We start from the raw sequence: 16,610 nt of genomic DNA on the forward strand, positions 1-16,610 counted from the left end.
CACGGCGCGGTGACGAAGGTCGTCGCTGCGAAGTGACAAACGAAAGGACGTGCGGATGCACGACTACGACCTGCTGGTCGTGGGGTCGGCCAACGCCGATCTGGTGATCGGAGTCGACCGCCGCCCCGGGGCCGGCGAGACCGTCCTCGGGTCGGACCTCGCGGTCCACCCGGGCGGCAAGGGGGCCAACCAGGCCGTCGCCGCCGCCCGGCTGGGGGCCCGGACGGCGCTGCTGGCCCGGGTCGGCGACGACGACTACGGCCGGCTGCTGCTGGATTCGCAAGCGACGGCCGGGGTCGACACCGCCGGAGTCCTGGTCGGCGGCGCGCCCACCGGGGTCGCGCTGATCACGGTGGACCCCTCGGGTGACAACAGCATCGTGGTCTCCCAGGGGGCCAACGCCCGGCTGACCCCCGACGACGTCCGGGCCGCGGCGGGCCTGCTGGCCGCGGCGCGGGTGGTCTCGCTGCAACTGGAGATCCCCCTGGAGACGGTCGCCGAGGTGGTCCGCGCGGCGGGCGCGGGCTTCGGCGGCCGCCCCGGGCCGCGGGTGGTGCTCAACCCCTCGCCGACCGCGCCGCTGCCCACCGATGTGCTGGCCGCCTGTGATCCGCTGGTGGTCAACGAGCACGAGGCGCGGTTCCTGCTGAGCGACGCCCCGGTGGGGTCCTCCGACGACCCCGAGGAGTGGGCCGACGCCCTGCTGTCGCGCGGTCCGCGCTCGGTCGTGGTGACCCTGGGCGCCGAGGGCGCGCTGGTCGCCGACGGCGACCGTACGGTGCTGGTGCCCAGTCCCGCGGTGACGGCCGTGGACACCACGGGCGCCGGGGACGCCTTCACCGGCGCGCTCGCCTGGCGCCTGGGCGTCGGCGACGACCTGCCGACCGCGGTGCGGTTCGCGGTGCGCGTGGGCGCCGCCGCGGTGACCCGGGCCGGGGCGCAGGCGTCCTTCCCGAGCGCCGGGGAGGTGGCGGCGCTGTGAAGCGGTCCGGGATTCTCAACCGCCATCTGAGCGCGGGCATCGCCCTGTTGGGCCACACCGACACGGTGATGGTGTGCGACGCGGGCCTTCCGATACCCGACGGGCCGTTCGTGGTGGACCTCGCCTTCACGGCCGGGGTGCCCTCGTTCGAGCGGGTGCTCACCGGGCTGCTGGAGGAGCTGGTGGTCGAACGGGCCACGGCGGCGCGGGAGGTACGCGACCACAACCCCGGGGCGACCGCCCTGCTCGACCGCCTCTTCCCGGCTTCCGCGCTGGATCTGGTCCCGCACGAGGAGCTGAAGACGATGACTGGACGGGCGAGGCTGGTGGTGCGTACGGGCGAGGCGCGGCCGTACGCGAATGTGCTGCTGCGGTGCGGGGTGCCGTTCTGAGGCGTGCGACGCGCGGTCGCTCCCGGAGCGTCGGGCGGGACGCTTCGAGGGGCCCGGCCTCGGCCGGGCCCCTCGTCTCCCCCTCCACAGGGCTTCCCCTCAATCCCCCCGGATCCTCCCCGGGAAGCCCGATGCCAGGTACGACCCGCCAGGGGCGGGAACGGTTGCACGGTTTCCGGTAGTTATCGATCCGTTACGTGGCGTCAGCTCGGGAAGGTTTTTCCGGGGCGCGACAACCTCGGGTGGGGCCGCACGTCTGGTGGGGTGAAGGCGGGTTCCGGAACGGGTCCTTCGGGCCCTCGGGACGCGCCTGGCCATCAGCGTTCGCCCAACCCTTTCGGGAGTCGTTCCGTATGCAGCACGACCGCGCCAAGAAGCCCAACCGCCGTCTGCGCCCCTGGATCCTGGGGTCGGCCGCCGGTATCGCCCTGATCGTGGGCGGGGGCATCGCCGCCCAGGCGGCCACCTCCGACCACTCCGGCCCGGCCAAGCCGGTCCCGTCGGCGACCTCGAAGCCGGAGCCCACGAAGCCGCCCACCAGCGTGCCGGAGCCCACCAAGCCCGCCCCCACCAAGCCGCCCACCAGCGTCCCCGAGCCCACCAAGCCGCCCACCAGCGTCCCCGAGCCCACCAAGCCGCCGACCAGCAAGCCCGAGCCCACGCTGCCGCCCACCAGCGCGCCCGAGCCGACCAAGCCCGGCCCGACAGAGCCGCCGACCAGCGTGCCCGAGCCCACCAAGGCCGGTCGCTAGCCGCAACCACGGATGGGGCGGGGCCGGTTCCGGAGCCGGCCCCGCCCCGCCGATGAGGTGAACGAGGACGATGCAGCTCACTCTTGTCCTGCCCTGGTGGACCCGGCTGCTCCGCCGCGCCCGGACGACCGCCTCGACACCGCCGGTGGAGACGGGACGCGCCGGGCGGCGGCCGCGGGCGCTGAGGGCGGTGGGCGGCCGGGGCGACGGCGAGCCCGGCCCCACGCTGGCCGATCTGTACCAGGCCCGGCGGCTGGACATGATCCGGCTTGCGGTCTTCCTGGTGGACGACCTGCACACCGCCGAGGACGTCGTCCAGGACGCCTTCGCCGCCGTCTGCCGCCGGCACGGCTCACGGCTGGACAGCCTCCAGGACGCGCACGCCTATCTGCACACCGCCGTGGTCAACGCCGCCCGCTCGGTGCTGCGCCGACGGCGTACCGCGCGCGCCTACACCCCGCCGTACCAGGGGCCGGGAGCGCCCGTGGACGAGCCGCTGCTGCTCGCCGAGGAACACCGGCAGGTCCTGGACGCGCTGGCCGAACTCACCGCGCGCCAGCGCGAGGTGCTGGTGCTGCGCTACTGGTCGGAACTGTCCGAGGCGCAGATAGCCGAAACGCTGGGCGTCTCCCGAGGCACCGTGAAGTCGACCGCGAGCCGTGCGCTCGCCACTCTGGAAAAGCTGCTGGAGGCGGCCCGATGAGCACTCCCCCACCCGTCGAGGACCGGTTGCGCGCCGCGCTCGACGCCCGTGCGCGGCTCATCGACGCCCACGAACTGTCCCCGTACCGGCCGCCCACCGGCCCGGCCTGGGGCACCCGGCGGATCCGGCGGGTGGTGTCCGCCGTCGCCGTGGCGGCGGCAGCGGCGGCGGCCGTGGCCTTCCTGCTGCTGTCCGGCTCCCCGGAGGACAACCGCCCGGCCCCGCCCGCCCGCGACCCCCGCACCTCCTCTCCGACCTCGGTCCCCTCGTCCATCACGGGCACTCCGAACCGGCCCTCCCCCACCTCACCGCCCGGAACCCCGACCTCCCTCCCCACCCAGCGCTGACGCGGTCGCCTCGCACGCCCCCGCCACCGGCCCCGGGACCATCGCTCCGACGCCCTGACCCCCGAGCGCCCCGGCGTCCCGGGGGCCTACTGGAGCCGCGGATTCGAGGGGCGCTGCCACCGGACGGCGTGTTCGTCGCCTTCGAGGTCGGGCAGCTTGCCGCGCTCGACGCCGGCGGCCTGCTGGAGCGTGATGAATCTGTCGGGGATTTCCACACGCTGGACGATAAGCGGCGCTCTCGGTCAGTCCCGGGTAGCGCCCTCCGGCCAGATCACCCGAGACCGGACACCGGTGCGCTCGGCGTAGGCCACAACATCGGCCGTGCCGCCGTACCCGCGAGCCGGCTGCCCGTCCCACACAGCGACCAACCCGTCCACCAGACCCACCAGGATCTCGCTTCCGGCCATGTGCGCCTGCGAGTCCGACTCCACGATGCCCGTGCGGTGGATGTCGGCAGCCTGCTGGATGAGACGGTCGTAGGTCGGGTGGTGCTCCTCCGGCAGGCCCTCGCGGTATTTCTCCGCAGGGACCACCACTTCAAGGCGACCGCCGGCCTCCAGCACCAGCTCAGCGAACCAGGCGTCCGGGCCGTCGGCAATACACGAGACCCCGATCAGATCAGGTCCGTAGCGCGCGACTTCCTCCTGAAGGGCCCGGCGGACCAATCGCTCCGTCTCAGGGGGAAGACCGCGGTGGCCGGTGATGCCGAGGCGCATGGGCCGCTCCTTTCGTGATCACAGGTAGATGCCGTGCAGTCGGTCGTCGAACTCGCGGACAGCCCTGGGGGGAGTCGCCGAAGTGTAGGACCGTCGGAGCGCACGGGCGCGCTCGATGATCCGGCCTGACCGATACCGTGCCCCCGTCTCGAGTGCCCGCCCGGCCAGAGCGAACGCGCCATCCAGTCGGCCAGTCGTCAGTTGCGCGGCGGCCAGGTCGAGCATGAGCAGGGGGTTGAGGAACATCCATGTCAGATCGTGCGCTAAGCGCTCGCGGCCTCGATTGACGCTTTGACCTGCGATGATCGTACGGCGCAGCCTTCGCGGGTCGATGTTGTCGATCTTCGGAGGACCTGGTGGCAGTCGAGTTCCTGTCTGATCAACAGGCAGCCCAGTACGCGGCGTTCAACGGAGCACCGTCACGTGCGGAGCTGGAGCGGTACTTTTTCCTGGATGACTCGGATCTGGAGAAAGTGCAGGCCAAACGGCGTTCGCACAACCGGCTCGGGTTCGCGGTCCAGCTGACGAGCGTGCGCTATCTGGGTCGGTTCATGCCGGACCCGCGGCAGGTGCCGGCGGAGGTCGCCGAGTACCTCGCCGAGCAGCTGGGGATCGCGGATGCGTCGTGCCTGAAGGAGTACGGCGAGCGGGACGGGACGGCCCGTACACACGCCGGTGAGATCCAGGAGGCCGGAGGCTGGCGTGACTTCGCCGAGGTGCGCGACGAGCTGAGCGAGTGGCTGGATGCGCGGGCCTGGACGACCGGCGACGGGCCGAAGTCGCTGTTCGACGCAGCGGCCGGGTGGCTGCGCGAGCGCCGGGTGCTGCTGCCCGGGGCGAGCCGTCTGGCCCGGCTGGTGGGCACGGTTCGGGAGACGGCGAACAACCGGCTGTGGGACACCCTGTACGGCCTGCTGAGCACCGGCCAACAGGCGGTGCTGGACTCGCTGTTGTCCGTTCCGCCGGGCGCCCGGATCTCGGAGCTGGACCGGCTGCGCCGTGGACCGGTGCGGATCTCCGGGCCCCAGATGAAGTGGGCGCTGGAGCGGGCACAGGAGATTGCAGCCTTCGGGATGGGCGAGGTGGACGTGTCCGCGATACCGCCGCGGCGGCTGGCGGAGCTGTCCCGGTACGGGATCGACGGCAAGGCGTCGCTGCTGCGGCGGCACGGTGACTCCCGGCGCCTGGCCACGCTGCTGGCCACTGCGGTCTACCTGACGTCCCGGGCGGTCGATGACGCCCTGGACCTGCTGGAGGTGCTGATCGCGACGAAGCTGCCGGCCAGGGCGGAGCGGGAGACGGCGAAGGAGAAGCTGAAGACCCTGCCGCGCGTGGAGAGGGCGTCGGCGAAGCTGGCCGCCGCGTTCCAGATCGTGTTCGACAGCACCAGCGAGCAGGTCGACACCGACACCGGGGAGATCACCCCGCCCGAGGTGGAGACGCTGGAGGCGATGTGGGAGCGGATCGAGCAGGTGGTGCCCCGGCGCGAGCTGGCGGCAGCGATCGCAGCACTGTTCGAGCTGACTCCGCCGCTCGACTCTGATGCGGACGAGGCATGGCGGACCCAGCTGGTCACCCGGTTCGCCGTCGTACGGCCGTTCCTGAAACTCCTGGTGACGGTGGTCGACTTCGACGCTACCCCGGAGGGCCTGCCGGTCCTGAAGGCGTTGAAGTCGCTGCCGGACCTGATGGGGCGCAAGAAGGTCGGGCCCGCCGAGATCAACACGGGCCTGCTCACGGGCTCCTGGCGGCGTCTGGTGCTGTCCGCGCCGCACCTGGAGCCGGGCACGGTGGACTGGAAGGCGTACGCGTTCTGCGTGCTGGAGCAGATGTACCGGATGCTGCGGAGCAAGCAGGTGTTCGCTAAGAACTCCTCCAAGTGGGGCGATCCCCGCGCGAAGCTGCTGGACGGGGAGGCGTGGGAGCAGGCCAAGCCCAGCGTGCTCGCCTCGCTCGGCCTGCCCGCCGGGGCGGGTGAGCACCTGGCGGCACGGGCCGCGCTGCTGGACGGCACCTACCGTGAGGTCGCCGCACGGGTGCCGGCGAACTCGCAGATCGTGTTCGACGACGACGGCCGCCTGTACTTCGCCGCGCTGGAGCCGGAGCCGGAACCCGCTTCCCTGCGCCAGCTGCGGAAGGCGGTGGAGGCGATGCTGCCCCGTGTCGACCTGCCGGAGGCCCTGCTGGAGGTGTTCTCGTGGACCGGCGCCGACCAGGCGTTCACCTCGGTCACCGGCGGTGAGGCCCGGCTGAAGGACTTGCACGTGACAATCGCCGCGCTGCTGGTCGCGCACAGCTGCAACGTCGGCTACACCCCGGTCATCGGGGCCGCGGACGCCCTGAAGTACGGCCGCCTGTCCCACGTCGACCAGACGTATCTGCGGCTGGCGACGTACCGGGCCGCGAACGCCACGCTGATCGACTGCCAGGCATCCATCCCGCTCGCGCAGGCGTGGGGCGGCGGCCTGGTCGCCTCCGTAGACGGCATGCGGTTCGTCGTCCCCGTCCCGTCGGTGTACGCCCGCCCCAACCCGAAGTACTTCGGGCGCCGGGGCGGCGCGACCTGGCTGAACATGATCAACGACCAGGCCGCAGGGCTCGGCGGGAAGGTGGTGGCCGGCACCCCGCGCGACTCCCTGTACGTGCTGGACGTCCTCTACGACCGCGACGGCGGCAGGCGCCCCGAGATGATCGTCACGGACACCGCCTCGTACAGCGACATCGTGTTCGGCCTGCTCACGCTCGCTGGGTTCGCGTACGCCCCGCAGCTCGCCGACCTGCCGGACCAGAAGATGTGGCGCATCGACCGTACCGCCGACTACGGCGCCTTCCAGGACGCGGCCCGCAGCCGGGTCGACCTCGCCCGGATCGAGCGGTGGTGGGAGGACATCCTGCGAATCATCGGCTCGATCCACACCGGCGCGGTGCGCGCGTACGACGTGATCCGGATGCTGTCGCGGGACGGGCGGCCGACCCCGCTGGGGGACACGATCGCGCACTACGGGCGGATCGCCAAGTCCCTGCACATCCTGCGGCTGGCCGACGAGCCCGGCTACCGCAGGCAGATCAAGAGCCAGGCCAACCTCCAGGAGGGCCGCCACTCCCTCGCCCGGAAGATCTTCCACGGCAGGCACGGGCAGCTCTACCAGCGCTACCAGGACGGCATGGAGGACCAGATCGGGGCGCTGGGCCTGGTCCTCAACGCACTCGTGCTGTTCAACACCCGGTACATGGACGCTGCGGTGGACCCGCTGCGGGCGGATGGCTTCGACGTCCGTGACGAGGACGTGGCCCGCCTCTCGCCGTTTGTGCGGCACCACATCAACATGCTCGGCCGGTACTCCTTCCAGCTCCCCGACCTGCCCGGCGGCCTGCGTCCGCTGCGTGACCCGGAGGCCGCCGAAGAAGCGTGAACCCGGTGCGGGTGGCATTCACCGCCGGGGCTATCTCGGCGGTGAAAGCTCCGGGCTGCTGCTGGGCTGGCACTGGAGTGCGAGCGGCCTCCGCACCGGGTGGGTGCGGAGGCCCGGGGTGGGATCGGCTCGTGGTCCGAGTCAGCCAGCCCGGAGCAGGGAATGCAGCTCGATGGTGTCGATGATGTGGGCCCGTGAGGGGAAGACCCGGTGGAGCAGAACGTTGTGGACTTCGGTGTCTGGGTCGGCGACGCCGTCGGACAGTACATAGAGCTGGTAGTCGCGGTCGGCCGCGTCGATGACGGTGGACAGGACGACGCCGCTGGTACTGATGCCGGAGACGACCAGAGTGGTGATGCCGCGCTCGCGTAGCTGCTGGTCAAGGTCGGTGGTGGACATGCTGCCGTAGCGGTTCTTGCGCACGATGATGTCGCCGTCCTGGGGAGCCAGGCGCTCGTGGATGGTGGTGGCAGGGTCCTCGTGATGCATGGCGCGGTGTTGGGCCAGCGGGGCGAAGGACTTGTTGGTGGCCGGGATCGCGTCCCAGTCGGCCTCGGTGAAGCCGACGCGTACGTAGGCGATGGTGCCGCCGTTTGCGCGAACGTCGGCGATGGCCCCTTCCACGCGACCGAGCAGGGCGTTGCGGTCCTCGCCTTCGGGCACAAAGGCCAGGATCGCGGGCTGGTAGTCCATGACGAGAAGCGCGGTGTGAGTGGGGTCAAGTACGGGCGCAGTGCTCACGCGAGTGTTCTCCTTGCTGGTGGTGTGCCTGGTCGACGCGGACGCGCACCGGCGGACCGGCTGCGGCCTGTGGGCTTCGGCGGTGAGTTGCGGTGCCTCATGAGTGGCTGCGGGACAGTTCCAGCTCGTGCTGCGACGTCTGGTCCTGTCGGGGAAGCAGGAGCGGGGTGGTCAGGATGAGCAGTCCCGCGACCGTGAGAGCGGTGCGTGGGCTGGTGACGTTGGCGAGCAGCCCGGCGAGCGCGGTGAGGACGGCGATGGACGCCTGCTGGCCGATCGACCACGCCGTCAGGGTGCGGGCGACGAGATGCTTGGGGGTGTGTTCGAGCCGGTAGGTGGCGAGCACGGGGCTGTACAGGCTCATGTTGATGATGATTGCCAGCTCGACGGCCATCACGGTGACGAGGCCGACGATGCCGGGACGGACGAAGGCCAGGCCGATCAGCCAGATGGCGCGCAGGGTGCCGACAGTCCGGAAGACCCAGTGCCGGCCGAAGCGGGCCACGACACGGCGTGCCAGCCGGGAGCCGATGAATCCGCCGAGGCAGGGGGCGGCGAAGGCGAGGGCGTACTGCCAGGGCGGGAACCCGAGTTGACGAAGGAGGAGCACGGCCAGCAGCGGCTCGGTGGCCATGATCAGACCGGCGACGAGCATTTGGTTGAGGTAGAGAGGCCGCAGACCGGGGTGGCCCATGATGTGTCGCCAGCCGTCGAGCAGTGCGCCCGCCCGGAGCGGGCTCTTGTCGGTCGTTCGCGGCGCTTCTTCCTGGCCGCGGATCGCGGTGATGCCCAGCGCGGAGAGCAGGTAGCTGAGCGCGTCGGCCACCACGGTGGTGACCGGCCCGAACAGGCCGATCGCCGCCCCGCCGAGCGGTGGTCCGACCGCGATGGAGCTCCAGTTCGTGGACTCGAACCGCGCGTTGGCGACCAGCAAGTCGTCCGGCCGCACGAGGGCCTTGAGGTAGGCGCCGCTGGCCGCGTTGAAGGCGATCTTGGCTGCGGCGACCACGGCCGAGACCACGAGCAGTTGGACGAAACTGAGCCGTCCGAAGGCGTAGGCGACGGGGATCGTCGCCATGGCCGCAAACCGGGCCAGGTCCATCATGATCATGACCGGGCGCTTGCGCCGGAACTCCACCCACGGCGCGAGCGGCACCGCGATCAGCGCGCCCACCGCAGGCCCCACTGCGGACAGCGCGGACACCTCGGCGGGTCCGGCATGCAACACCAGCACGGCGATCAGCGGCAACGCCCCGAATCCCAGCCCGGACCCGTACGCGCTCACCGCATATGACGCCCACAGCCAACCGAACTGCCGACCCAACCGTCTCCTGCCCACCATGCTCAGCGCACTCCCCTTGAAATCCCATCTGAACAAACTGCCGTTGACTGATGAGAGGTAAGCGGGCAGGACAACGGCAGGTCAAACAACTGACCTACCAGTAATCCACAACCAGTAGTTGTGCACTAAGGTGGGTCGGCGTGGACCTCGAAGCAGTACGTACCTTTGTCGCCGTCGCGGAAGCGGGCCAGTTCCAGAAAGCCGCCACCGACCTGTCGATCACCCAGCAGGCCGTCTCCAAACGCATCGCCACACTGGAGCACGACCTCGGTGTGCGGTTGTTCACCCGTGCCCCACGCGGCGCCGAGCTCACCATCGACGGGCAGGCGTTCCTGCCCCACGCACGCGAGTTGCTGCGCGTCGCCGAGCGCGCGGGTGCGTCCGTGCGCCCGGGCCGCCGTCCGCTGCGCGTCGACGTGATCGCCTCGCGCAGCGCGCAGTCGGGCCTGATGCGCGACTTCCACCGCGCACACCCCGACATCGAACTCGACGTGATGACGCTGTTCGACATCGAGACGGCCGTCACCGCCATTCGTTCCGGTGCGATCGACGCGTCCTTCCGCGCCGTCGCCGCGCCCGGCCGGCCCCTGCCCGAGGACATCGCCTCCGTCAGGGTGCTCGACGAACCGCTCCAGCTCCTCACCGGACCCGCCCACGCGCTGGCGGGCGCCCGGTCGGTGACCGTCGCCCGGCTCACCGGGCACCGGATCTGGATGCCCGGCATCGCCCCCGGTACCGAGTGGGGCGCCTACTACGACGACCTCGTCGCCGAGTTCGGCCTCACCATCGAAGTGACCGGCCCCAACTTCGGCTCCGACGCACTCCTCGACACCATCGCCGACACCCCTGCCCTGGCCACTTTCATGGGCGAACACACCCGCCTCATCTGGCCCACCGACCACGGCCTGCGCCGCATCCCGGTGACCGACCCGACACCCGTCTACCCGCACTCACTCCTCTGGCACCGCGACAACCCCCACCCAGCGCTGGCCACCCTCCGCACCCACCTCGCCACCACGACGACCGGCCACGACGCCACCGGGACCTGGACACCGAGCTGGGCGATTCCTCGCTGAACGGCTCCCCGCCCGTGCGGCCAGCCCCGCCCAGCGCAGGCGGCTAACGGCGGGCGTCGCCGGGGGCGAGCAGGCTGGTCAGCTCGGCGATCGCCTCCGGGGAGGGCTTGAAGTAGCGGCGGACGTTCTCCGGCTTCTTGTGCCGGGACTTCGCCATCAGCATCAACAGCGAGGCACCCTGCTCGCCGAGATGGGTCAGGGCGGAGTGGCGGTACTCGTGCAGGTCCCAGCCCGTACCCGGCCCGCGCAGGGCGGTGTGCTCGTCGAGCAGGGCGCGGGCCTGCCCGTACGACAGCCGGGCCAGCCCGGTGTCCGGGCATACGTCCCGGGGGCTGACGACCTTGCTCGGCCCCGGGCGGCGATGGGTGACGAACACCGGCCCGCGGGTTCGTCCCTTGAGTAGCCGGGGCAGCAGCCGGGCGGTGCCGGCATCCCAGTACACGGGCTCCAGCACGTAGTCCTCGCGCGACTGGCCCCGGCGGCGGACCTTGGTCCGGGCTCCCTTGGCCTTGACCAGGCAACGGCGCCCGGCGAGGTCCAGTTCCTCGATGTTGACGCCCAGGATCTCCTCGGACCGCCCGGCGGTCTCGTAGAGCATCCGCCACAGCGTCTTCTCCCGCAGGTGGACCTCGCGCCGCGCGATCAGCCGGTCGACCGCCATCTTCGAGCGGGCCGGGGTCTCGGAGTCCGGCACCGTCAGCCGCTTCGTCCAGGCCGGGACCATCGGCCCTTCGTAGCCGCGCTCGCGGCACCAGCCGAGCCAGGACAGCACCCCTGCCCGGCGGGAGTTCCAGGTGTTGACCGCCGCGGTGCCCCAGAGCAGCTCCAGGACCTCGCCGATCTCGTCGTCCGCGACCGACGCCAGCGGCCGGGCCTCGCCGAGCCGTTCGGCGGTCTTGCCCACCCCGATCCCGTAGTTGCGGACCGTGTTCGGGTTGCCGAGCGAGTCGAGAAACACGTCCGCCGCCGCGCGGACGGTCAACGCCTTCCCGGCCGGCAGTTGTACGACGGTAGGCACCACTTCCCCCTTGCCGCAGATAACAGGGCCTCTTCACGTAGCGGCCGGAGAACATCACCGCAGGTGACGGATCAAGCTACCGCAGATATTGGGGTGTTATCCGTGGGAAGACTTCAAGCGGATCCGGCCGCCGACGTTCCGTCAGTCGCCCACCAGGGCCGACGCCGGCTTAGCGCACGATCTGACATGGATGTTCCTCAACCCCCGAGCAGCCCTCCCACGGATCACCGAGACATTGAGGTCCGCGGTCGCTCCCGGGGGACGACTCGTCGCGAACCTCTTCCCGCCGCTGAGCGGGGGTCTGGCCGTCCTCGACCGCATGCCGGACGGGAGCCTGGAGGGGCGCTTCCAGGCGGACGGCGGATCCTTCATGGCGGCGCGCACGGCGGCGCCGGCCCCTCCCCCGCCGCTTGCATCGGGACCGCGGACAGACGCAGTTCCGCGAGACAGGTGACCACGGCATCCGGGACACCGTCGAGGGCTGGTGGGGCTGGTTCGTTGATCACGATATGCCGACATGGGATCGCTTCGGCCTGACGGTCTCGGACGAAGAGCATCGCCTCTGGTACGAGACACCTCAGGGCCCCTCGTGGAGGCTGCCTGCGTGAGTGAGGCGCGTAACCAGAGCGCTGAGGGGCCCCTCGGCAAGCAGCCCATGCGCGACGCAGCGCGATGGTCCGTCAGGCCATGCAGCACATCCACGACCTCAGTCCGGACCTCGGACGATTGGTCGATCTGCTCGTGACGGACGTCGTGGTCGTCAACTCCAGGTCCGATGGCGGCGGGAGCGCCAATACGCTGCCCGGCTTGGTCGTCATGAGCCCCGGCGACTGGGAGGGCGAGCCGCTGGACTTCGATCACATCACCCGGTGCATCTCCAGTCCCGACTGGGCGGGCTTCGTGCCAGCGGTCACCACCTGACCCAGCTACTCGAAGAGGATTCCCGCCTCCCGTGCAAGGCTCAGGGCCAACTCCATCTGCCCTGGGCCTTGCACTGTGGCGCCCTTGAGGCTCGCGCCTCCGCCAACGCCAACCAGCGTGCAGTTCTCGAACCGCGCGGTGCCGACCCGGCAGTTGGCCCACTGCGCTCCGGTCAGGTCGCAGCCCTCGAATTTCACATTGTGCAACTCGGCACCCTGGAAGTCCGCGCCCACCATCTTGCAGTCGGTGAACACGACAGCGTAGAGCCTCATATGGCGGAACAGGCCGGGGGCGATGACGCAGTTCTCCATGCGCACGTCCCGGAACGTTCCAGACCTCCATGACGAGCCCGTAAACCTGCTCCCGCTCACCGCGCACCGGATCAGTGAAACATCTTCGGCACCTACTTCCGCGAAGTCGCAGGTGTTGAACCGGCAGTCGCTGAACTGGCTGCGGATCAGACGCGTTCCGGTGAAGCGGGAGCTGTCGAACGTGCAGCCCTCCATTTCGACGGCCTCAGCCGCGACAGCCACGAAGGACGTTCCCTCGTATTGCACCCCACGGATCATCGCGTCGTCTTCCAGGCCGTCTCTCGCCATGTCGGCCGGCCGCAGGGCAGCTAAGACCTTCGGGGCAGTGGGGTTCTTGATGCGGGTGGTCCTGCCGCCTCGCCGAATCGCCTGAGTCATGCGAAGTCGATCCATTCGCCGGATGGTGTGGAGGGTGGAGACCCAGAGTCTAGGCCGCGGAGCCCCCTCCGCCGCGGCTCCGTGCGGACGCTGGCCGCCGGGCTGATGCGGCACGACCGCGCACTTCCCGGCGTACGTGGGTTCGCTCAGCGCGTCGGCGCCCTCGCATGACATAGCCCTGCCAAGCTGGCGTCGGGCATCGTTCAGCGAGTCTCAGGACTCCCCGCGCCGGGGTGCGTACGGCGGCCTGGACGCACGCCTGCCGAACACACCCCGAAGCAATCCCTACAGCACCAGCGCCCCATAGCGGTCCGCGACCTCCGCCAGGACCTCCGCGCCGTCCCGGGCCCACAGGTCCGGGTTGAAGATCTCCACCTCGATCGGGCCGGTGTAGCCCGTGGCGTCGACCTGTTCGCGGAACCAGCGGAAGTCGACCGATCCGTCGCCCAGTTGGCCCCGGCCCAGCAGGACGCCCTCGGGGAGGGGCGTGATCCAGTCGGCGAGCTGGAAGGCGGCGATACGGCCGCCCGCGCCCGCGCGGGCGATCTGGGCGGCCACGGTGTCGTCCCACCACAGGTGGTAGGTGTCCACGATCACGCCCACCTGGTCCGCCGGGAAGCGCTCGGCCAGGTCGAGGGCCTGGGCGAGGGTGGAGACCACGCAGCGGTCGGCGGCGTACATGGGGTGCAGGGGCTCGATGGCCAGGCGGACGCCGTGGTCGGCGGCGTACGGGGCCAGCTCGCCCAGGGCGTCGGCGATGCGCTCGCGGGCGGCGAAGAGGTCGCGGCTGCCGGGCGGGAGGCCGCCGGAGACCAGGACGAGGGTGTCGGTGCCCAGGGTGGCGGCCTCGTCGATGGCCTTACGGTTGTCGGCCAGGGCCGTGGCGCGCGCCTCGGGGTCGATCGCGGTGAAGAAGCCGCCCCGGCACAGGCTGGTGACGGTCAGGCCCGCGTTCCGCACCAGTTCGGCGGCGGCGGCCACGCCGTACTTCTGGACCGGCTCGCGCCACAGGCCCACGCCGGTGACGCCCGCCTTGACGCAGCCCTCCGCCAGCTCGGGCAGCGACCACTGCTTGATCGTTTCCTGGTTGAGGCTCAGCCGGGACGGGGCGCTCATCGGGTGACTCCGTACACGGACAGCAGGTGTTTCATCCGGGATTCGGCCAGCGCCGGGTCCGGGAACAGGCCGAGACCGTCCGCCAGTTCGTACGCCCGCGCCAGATGCGGCAGCGAGCGGGCCGACTGGAGGCCGCCGACCATCGTGAAGTGCGACTGGTGGCCCGCCAGCCAGGCCAGCAGCACCACGCCCGTCTTGTAGTAGCGGGTCGGGGTCCGGAAGAGATGGCGGGAGAGTTCCACCGTCGGGTCCAGCAGGGCCCGGAAGGCGGTGGCGTCGCCGGTGTCCAGTCTGCGCACGGCCTCGGCCGCCAGCGGGCCCAGCGGGTCGAAGATGCCGAGCAGGGCGTGGCTGAAGCCCCGGTCGTCGCCCTCGATCAGCTCGGGGTAGTGGAAGTCGTCGCCCGTGTAGCAGCGGACCCCGTCCGGCAGTTTGCGCCGCAGGTCGATCTCGCGCTGGGCGTCCAGCAGGGAGACCTTGATGCCGTCGACCTTGTCGGGGTGGGCGGCGATGACATCGAGGAAGGTGCGGGTGGCGGCGTCCAGATCGGTGCTGCCCCAGTAGCCCTCAAGGGCCGGGTCGAACATCGGGCCCAGCCAGTGCAGGATCACCGGCTCGGCGGACTGGCGCAGCAGATGGCCGTAGACCTCGAGATAGTCCTCGGGGCCCTTGGCCACCGCGCACAGGGCGCGCGAGGCCATCAGGATGGCCTGGGCGCCGGACTCCTCGCAGACGGCGAGCTGTTCCTCGTAGGCGGCCCGGACCTCGGCCACGCCGAAGGGGTAGCCGATCTCGGTGGCGGAGAGCTGGTCGGTGCCGACGCCGCAGGCGATCCGGCCGCCGGCCGCCTTCGCCTCGGCCGCCGAGCGGCGGATCAGCTCGGCGGCGCCCGCCCAGTCCAGACCCATACCGCGCTGGGCGGTGTCCATGGCCTCGGCCACGCCCAGCCCGTGCGACCACAGATGGCGGCGGAAGGCCAGGGTGGCGTCCCAGTCGACGGCGGCCGGGCTGTCGGGGGTCACATCGGCGTACGGGTCGGCCACCACATGGGCGGCCGAGAAGACGACGCGGGAGGTGAAGGGGGCCCCAGGGGTGAGCGACAGCGGCTCGGTGCGGGGTTCATAAGGGCGGGTCGTGCCGCCCGGCGCGGGGAGGTGGAGGGTCACAGGCTCAGCTCCGGTACGTCGAGGCGGCGGCCCTCGGCCGACGACCTCAGGCCCAGCTCGGCGAGCTGGACGCCACGCGCGCCGGCCAGCAGGTCCCAGCGCCAGGGCTCGTCGAGCGCGACATGGCGCAGGAACAGCTCCCACTGCGCCTTGAAGCCGTTGTCGAACTCCTCGTTGTCCGGCACCTCCTGCCACTGCTCGCGGAAGGACTCGGTGGCGGGCAGATCGGGGTTCCAGACCGGCTTGGGGGTGGCCGAGCGGTGCTGGGCGCGGCAGTTGCGCAGCCCCGCGACGGCGGAGCCCTCGGTGCCGTCGACCTGGAACTCGACCAGTTCGTCGCGGCCCACCCGGACCGCCCAGGAGGAGTTGATCTGGGCGATGGCACCGCCCTCGAGCTGGAAGACGCCGTAGGCCGCGTCGTCGGCGGTGGCCTCGTACGGCTTGCCCTGCTCGTCCCAGCGGGTCGGGATGTGGGTGGTGGCCTGCGCCTGGACGGTGCGCACGGCGCCGAACAGCTCGTGCAGCACGTACTCCCAGTGCGGGAACATGTCGACGACGATGCCGCCGCCGTCCTCGGACCGGTAGTTCCAGGAGGGCCGCTGGGCGCTCTGCCAGTCGCCCTCGAAGACCCAGTAGCCGAACTCCCCGCGCACGGAAAGGATTCTGCCGAAGAAGCCGCCGTCGATGAGGCGCTTGAGCTTCAGCAGCCCCGGCAGGAAGATCTTGTCCTGGACGACCCCGTGCTTGACGCCCGCCGCCTCGGCGAGCCGGGCCAGCTCCAGGGCGCCCGCCAGACCGGTGGCGGTCGGCTTCTCGGTGTAGATGTGCTTGCCCGCCGCGACGGCCTTCTTGATGGCCTCCTCGCGGGCGGCGGTGACCTGGGCGTCGAAGTAGATGTCGACGCGGTCGTCCGCGAGCACGGCGTCCAGGTCGGTCGAGACATCCGCGACCGGGTCGAGGCCATGGCGCTCGGCCATCTCCTTGAGCACCTGCTCCCGGCGGCCGACGAGCAGCGGCTCGGGCCACAGCACGGTGCCGTCGCCGAGGTCCAGGCCGCCCTGTTCGCGGATGGCGAGGAGAGAGCGGACGAGGTGCTGGCGGTAGCCCATCCGGCCGGTCACACCGTTCATGGCGATCCGCACTGTCTTGCGTGTCACGTGGGTTCTTCTCCTCACCGCGAGTAACAGTAAGCGCTTTCTAAGCATCAACGCTAACCGCCCCGCCCCGCCTCTGTAC

The 16,610-nt window shown here is 71.0% G+C and carries 18 protein-coding genes; 8 read left to right on the plus strand and 10 right to left on the minus strand.

All coding sequences use genetic code 11. The features are described 5' to 3' along the window. Positions 1-55 precede the first annotated feature (55 nt). The 5 genes from rbsK (at position 56) to ACK1X7_RS18525 (ending at position 3,176) form a co-directional block, all read left to right on the plus strand. On the plus strand, positions 56-982 hold the full coding sequence (gene rbsK / locus ACK1X7_RS18505; RefSeq protein ID WP_390793680.1) for a ribokinase: 927 nt from the start codon (positions 56-58) through the stop codon (positions 980-982). Next, the gene (rbsD, locus tag ACK1X7_RS18510) at positions 979-1,374 is read left to right on the plus strand and encodes a D-ribose pyranase (protein WP_385158575.1); all 396 of its coding nucleotides are present in this window, start codon (positions 979-981) and stop codon (positions 1,372-1,374) included. The genes rbsK and rbsD overlap by 4 nt, the downstream gene beginning before the upstream one ends. 353 nt (positions 1,375-1,727) lie before the next feature. Continuing rightward, the gene (locus ACK1X7_RS18515; protein WP_413115367.1) at positions 1,728-2,126 is read left to right on the plus strand and encodes a hypothetical protein; all 399 of its coding nucleotides are present in this window, start codon (positions 1,728-1,730) and stop codon (positions 2,124-2,126) included. Between the two features lie 70 nt (positions 2,127-2,196). Further along, positions 2,197-2,829, plus strand: a complete 633-nt coding sequence (locus tag ACK1X7_RS18520; protein WP_385145771.1) for a SigE family RNA polymerase sigma factor — start codon at positions 2,197-2,199, stop codon at positions 2,827-2,829. Next, the gene (locus ACK1X7_RS18525) at positions 2,826-3,176 is read left to right on the plus strand and encodes a hypothetical protein (RefSeq protein ID WP_385145769.1); all 351 of its coding nucleotides are present in this window, start codon (positions 2,826-2,828) and stop codon (positions 3,174-3,176) included. Before ACK1X7_RS18520 ends, ACK1X7_RS18525 begins: the two co-directional genes overlap by 4 nt. Before the next feature lie 86 nt (positions 3,177-3,262). Here the strand turns inward: ACK1X7_RS18525 and ACK1X7_RS18530 are convergent, their stop codons facing one another. Genes ACK1X7_RS18530 through ACK1X7_RS18540 form a run of 3 tightly spaced genes read right to left on the minus strand, consistent with a single transcriptional unit; the run spans position 3,263 to position 4,138 of the window. Beyond that, positions 3,263-3,391 carry a hypothetical protein gene (locus tag ACK1X7_RS18530; RefSeq protein WP_413115368.1) on the minus strand — a complete coding sequence of 43 codons (129 nt, stop codon included), beginning with the start codon at positions 3,389-3,391 and terminating at the stop codon, positions 3,263-3,265. A gap of 27 nt (positions 3,392-3,418) precedes the next feature. Continuing rightward, complete coding sequence (locus tag ACK1X7_RS18535; protein ID WP_413115369.1) at positions 3,419-3,892, minus strand: hypothetical protein; 474 nt, start codon at positions 3,890-3,892, stop codon at positions 3,419-3,421. 18 nt (positions 3,893-3,910) lie between these two features. Then, positions 3,911-4,138 (minus strand): hypothetical protein, encoded by a 228-nt coding sequence (locus ACK1X7_RS18540; RefSeq protein ID WP_390793677.1) that lies wholly within the window; start codon positions 4,136-4,138, stop codon positions 3,911-3,913. A 110-nt stretch (positions 4,139-4,248) separates the two neighbouring features. Here ACK1X7_RS18540 and ACK1X7_RS18545 point away from each other — a divergent pair, with 110 nt between their 5' ends. Continuing rightward, positions 4,249-7,305 carry a Tn3 family transposase gene (locus ACK1X7_RS18545; protein ID WP_413115370.1) on the plus strand — a complete coding sequence of 1,019 codons (3,057 nt, stop codon included), beginning with the start codon at positions 4,249-4,251 and terminating at the stop codon, positions 7,303-7,305. 141 nt (positions 7,306-7,446) lie between these two features. On the opposite strand, the gene ACK1X7_RS18550 is transcribed toward ACK1X7_RS18545, so the two are convergent. Both ACK1X7_RS18550 and ACK1X7_RS18555 read right to left on the minus strand, forming a co-directional pair. Further along, positions 7,447-8,046 (minus strand): cysteine hydrolase family protein, encoded by a 600-nt coding sequence (locus tag ACK1X7_RS18550; protein WP_390793675.1) that lies wholly within the window; start codon positions 8,044-8,046, stop codon positions 7,447-7,449. Positions 8,047-8,143: 97 nt separating this feature from the next. Further along, positions 8,144-9,388: an MFS transporter gene (locus ACK1X7_RS18555; protein ID WP_413115371.1), complete on the minus strand. Its 1,245-nt coding sequence runs from the start codon at positions 9,386-9,388 to the stop codon at positions 8,144-8,146. A 140-nt stretch (positions 9,389-9,528) separates the two neighbouring features. Between ACK1X7_RS18555 and ACK1X7_RS18560 the strand changes: the two genes are divergently transcribed. Beyond that, positions 9,529-10,464: a LysR family transcriptional regulator gene (locus ACK1X7_RS18560; RefSeq protein ID WP_390793673.1), complete on the plus strand. Its 936-nt coding sequence runs from the start codon at positions 9,529-9,531 to the stop codon at positions 10,462-10,464. A gap of 43 nt (positions 10,465-10,507) precedes the next feature. On the opposite strand, the gene ACK1X7_RS18565 is transcribed toward ACK1X7_RS18560, so the two are convergent. After that, a complete protein-coding gene (locus ACK1X7_RS18565) occupies positions 10,508-11,482 on the minus strand; it encodes a tyrosine-type recombinase/integrase (protein WP_413115372.1) in 975 nt (324 codons plus the stop codon). A 687-nt stretch (positions 11,483-12,169) separates the two neighbouring features. Between ACK1X7_RS18565 and ACK1X7_RS18570 the strand changes: the two genes are divergently transcribed. Beyond that, positions 12,170-12,403: a hypothetical protein gene (locus ACK1X7_RS18570; protein ID WP_390793671.1), complete on the plus strand. Its 234-nt coding sequence runs from the start codon at positions 12,170-12,172 to the stop codon at positions 12,401-12,403. A 5-nt stretch (positions 12,404-12,408) separates the two neighbouring features. On the opposite strand, the gene ACK1X7_RS18575 is transcribed toward ACK1X7_RS18570, so the two are convergent. The 4 genes from ACK1X7_RS18575 to ACK1X7_RS18590 form a co-directional block, all read right to left on the minus strand. Further along, complete coding sequence (locus tag ACK1X7_RS18575; protein WP_398159810.1) at positions 12,409-13,092, minus strand: pentapeptide repeat-containing protein; 684 nt, start codon at positions 13,090-13,092, stop codon at positions 12,409-12,411. A gap of 285 nt (positions 13,093-13,377) precedes the next feature. After that, a complete protein-coding gene (locus tag ACK1X7_RS18580; RefSeq protein WP_413115373.1) occupies positions 13,378-14,208 on the minus strand; it encodes a sugar phosphate isomerase/epimerase family protein in 831 nt (276 codons plus the stop codon). Next, positions 14,205-15,374 (minus strand): dihydrodipicolinate synthase family protein, encoded by a 1,170-nt coding sequence (locus ACK1X7_RS18585; RefSeq protein WP_385145759.1) that lies wholly within the window; start codon positions 15,372-15,374, stop codon positions 14,205-14,207. Before ACK1X7_RS18585 ends, ACK1X7_RS18580 begins: the two co-directional genes overlap by 4 nt. Continuing rightward, complete coding sequence (locus ACK1X7_RS18590; RefSeq protein ID WP_385145757.1) at positions 15,371-16,531, minus strand: Gfo/Idh/MocA family protein; 1,161 nt, start codon at positions 16,529-16,531, stop codon at positions 15,371-15,373. Before ACK1X7_RS18590 ends, ACK1X7_RS18585 begins: the two co-directional genes overlap by 4 nt. Positions 16,532-16,610 lie beyond the last annotated feature (79 nt).

Origin of the sequence: Streptomyces sp. CY-1, from assembly GCF_047218265.1 — a bacterium.
GTDB classification, from domain to species: Bacteria; Actinomycetota; Actinomycetes; order Streptomycetales; family Streptomycetaceae; genus Streptomyces; species Streptomyces niphimycinicus.

Coding starts and splice junctions, on each gene's coding strand:
- rbsK (WP_390793680.1), top strand. CDS start 56: ATGCACGACTACGACCTGCTGGTCGTGGGGTCGGCCAACGCCGATCTG.
- ACK1X7_RS18515 (WP_413115367.1), top strand. CDS start 1,728: ATGCAGCACGACCGCGCCAAGAAGCCCAACCGCCGTCTGCGCCCCTGG.
- ACK1X7_RS18520 (WP_385145771.1), top strand. CDS start 2,197: ATGCAGCTCACTCTTGTCCTGCCCTGGTGGACCCGGCTGCTCCGCCGC.
- ACK1X7_RS18525 (WP_385145769.1), top strand. CDS start 2,826: ATGAGCACTCCCCCACCCGTCGAGGACCGGTTGCGCGCCGCGCTCGAC.
- ACK1X7_RS18535 (WP_413115369.1), bottom strand. CDS start 3,892: ATGCGCCTCGGCATCACCGGCCACCGCGGTCTTCCCCCTGAGACGGAG.
- ACK1X7_RS18540 (WP_390793677.1), bottom strand. CDS start 4,138: ATGTTCCTCAACCCCCTGCTCATGCTCGACCTGGCCGCCGCGCAACTG.
- ACK1X7_RS18555 (WP_413115371.1), bottom strand. CDS start 9,388: ATGGTGGGCAGGAGACGGTTGGGTCGGCAGTTCGGTTGGCTGTGGGCG.
- ACK1X7_RS18570 (WP_390793671.1), top strand. CDS start 12,170: ATGCAGCACATCCACGACCTCAGTCCGGACCTCGGACGATTGGTCGAT.
- ACK1X7_RS18575 (WP_398159810.1), bottom strand. CDS start 13,092: ATGACTCAGGCGATTCGGCGAGGCGGCAGGACCACCCGCATCAAGAAC.
- ACK1X7_RS18580 (WP_413115373.1), bottom strand. CDS start 14,208: ATGAGCGCCCCGTCCCGGCTGAGCCTCAACCAGGAAACGATCAAGCAG.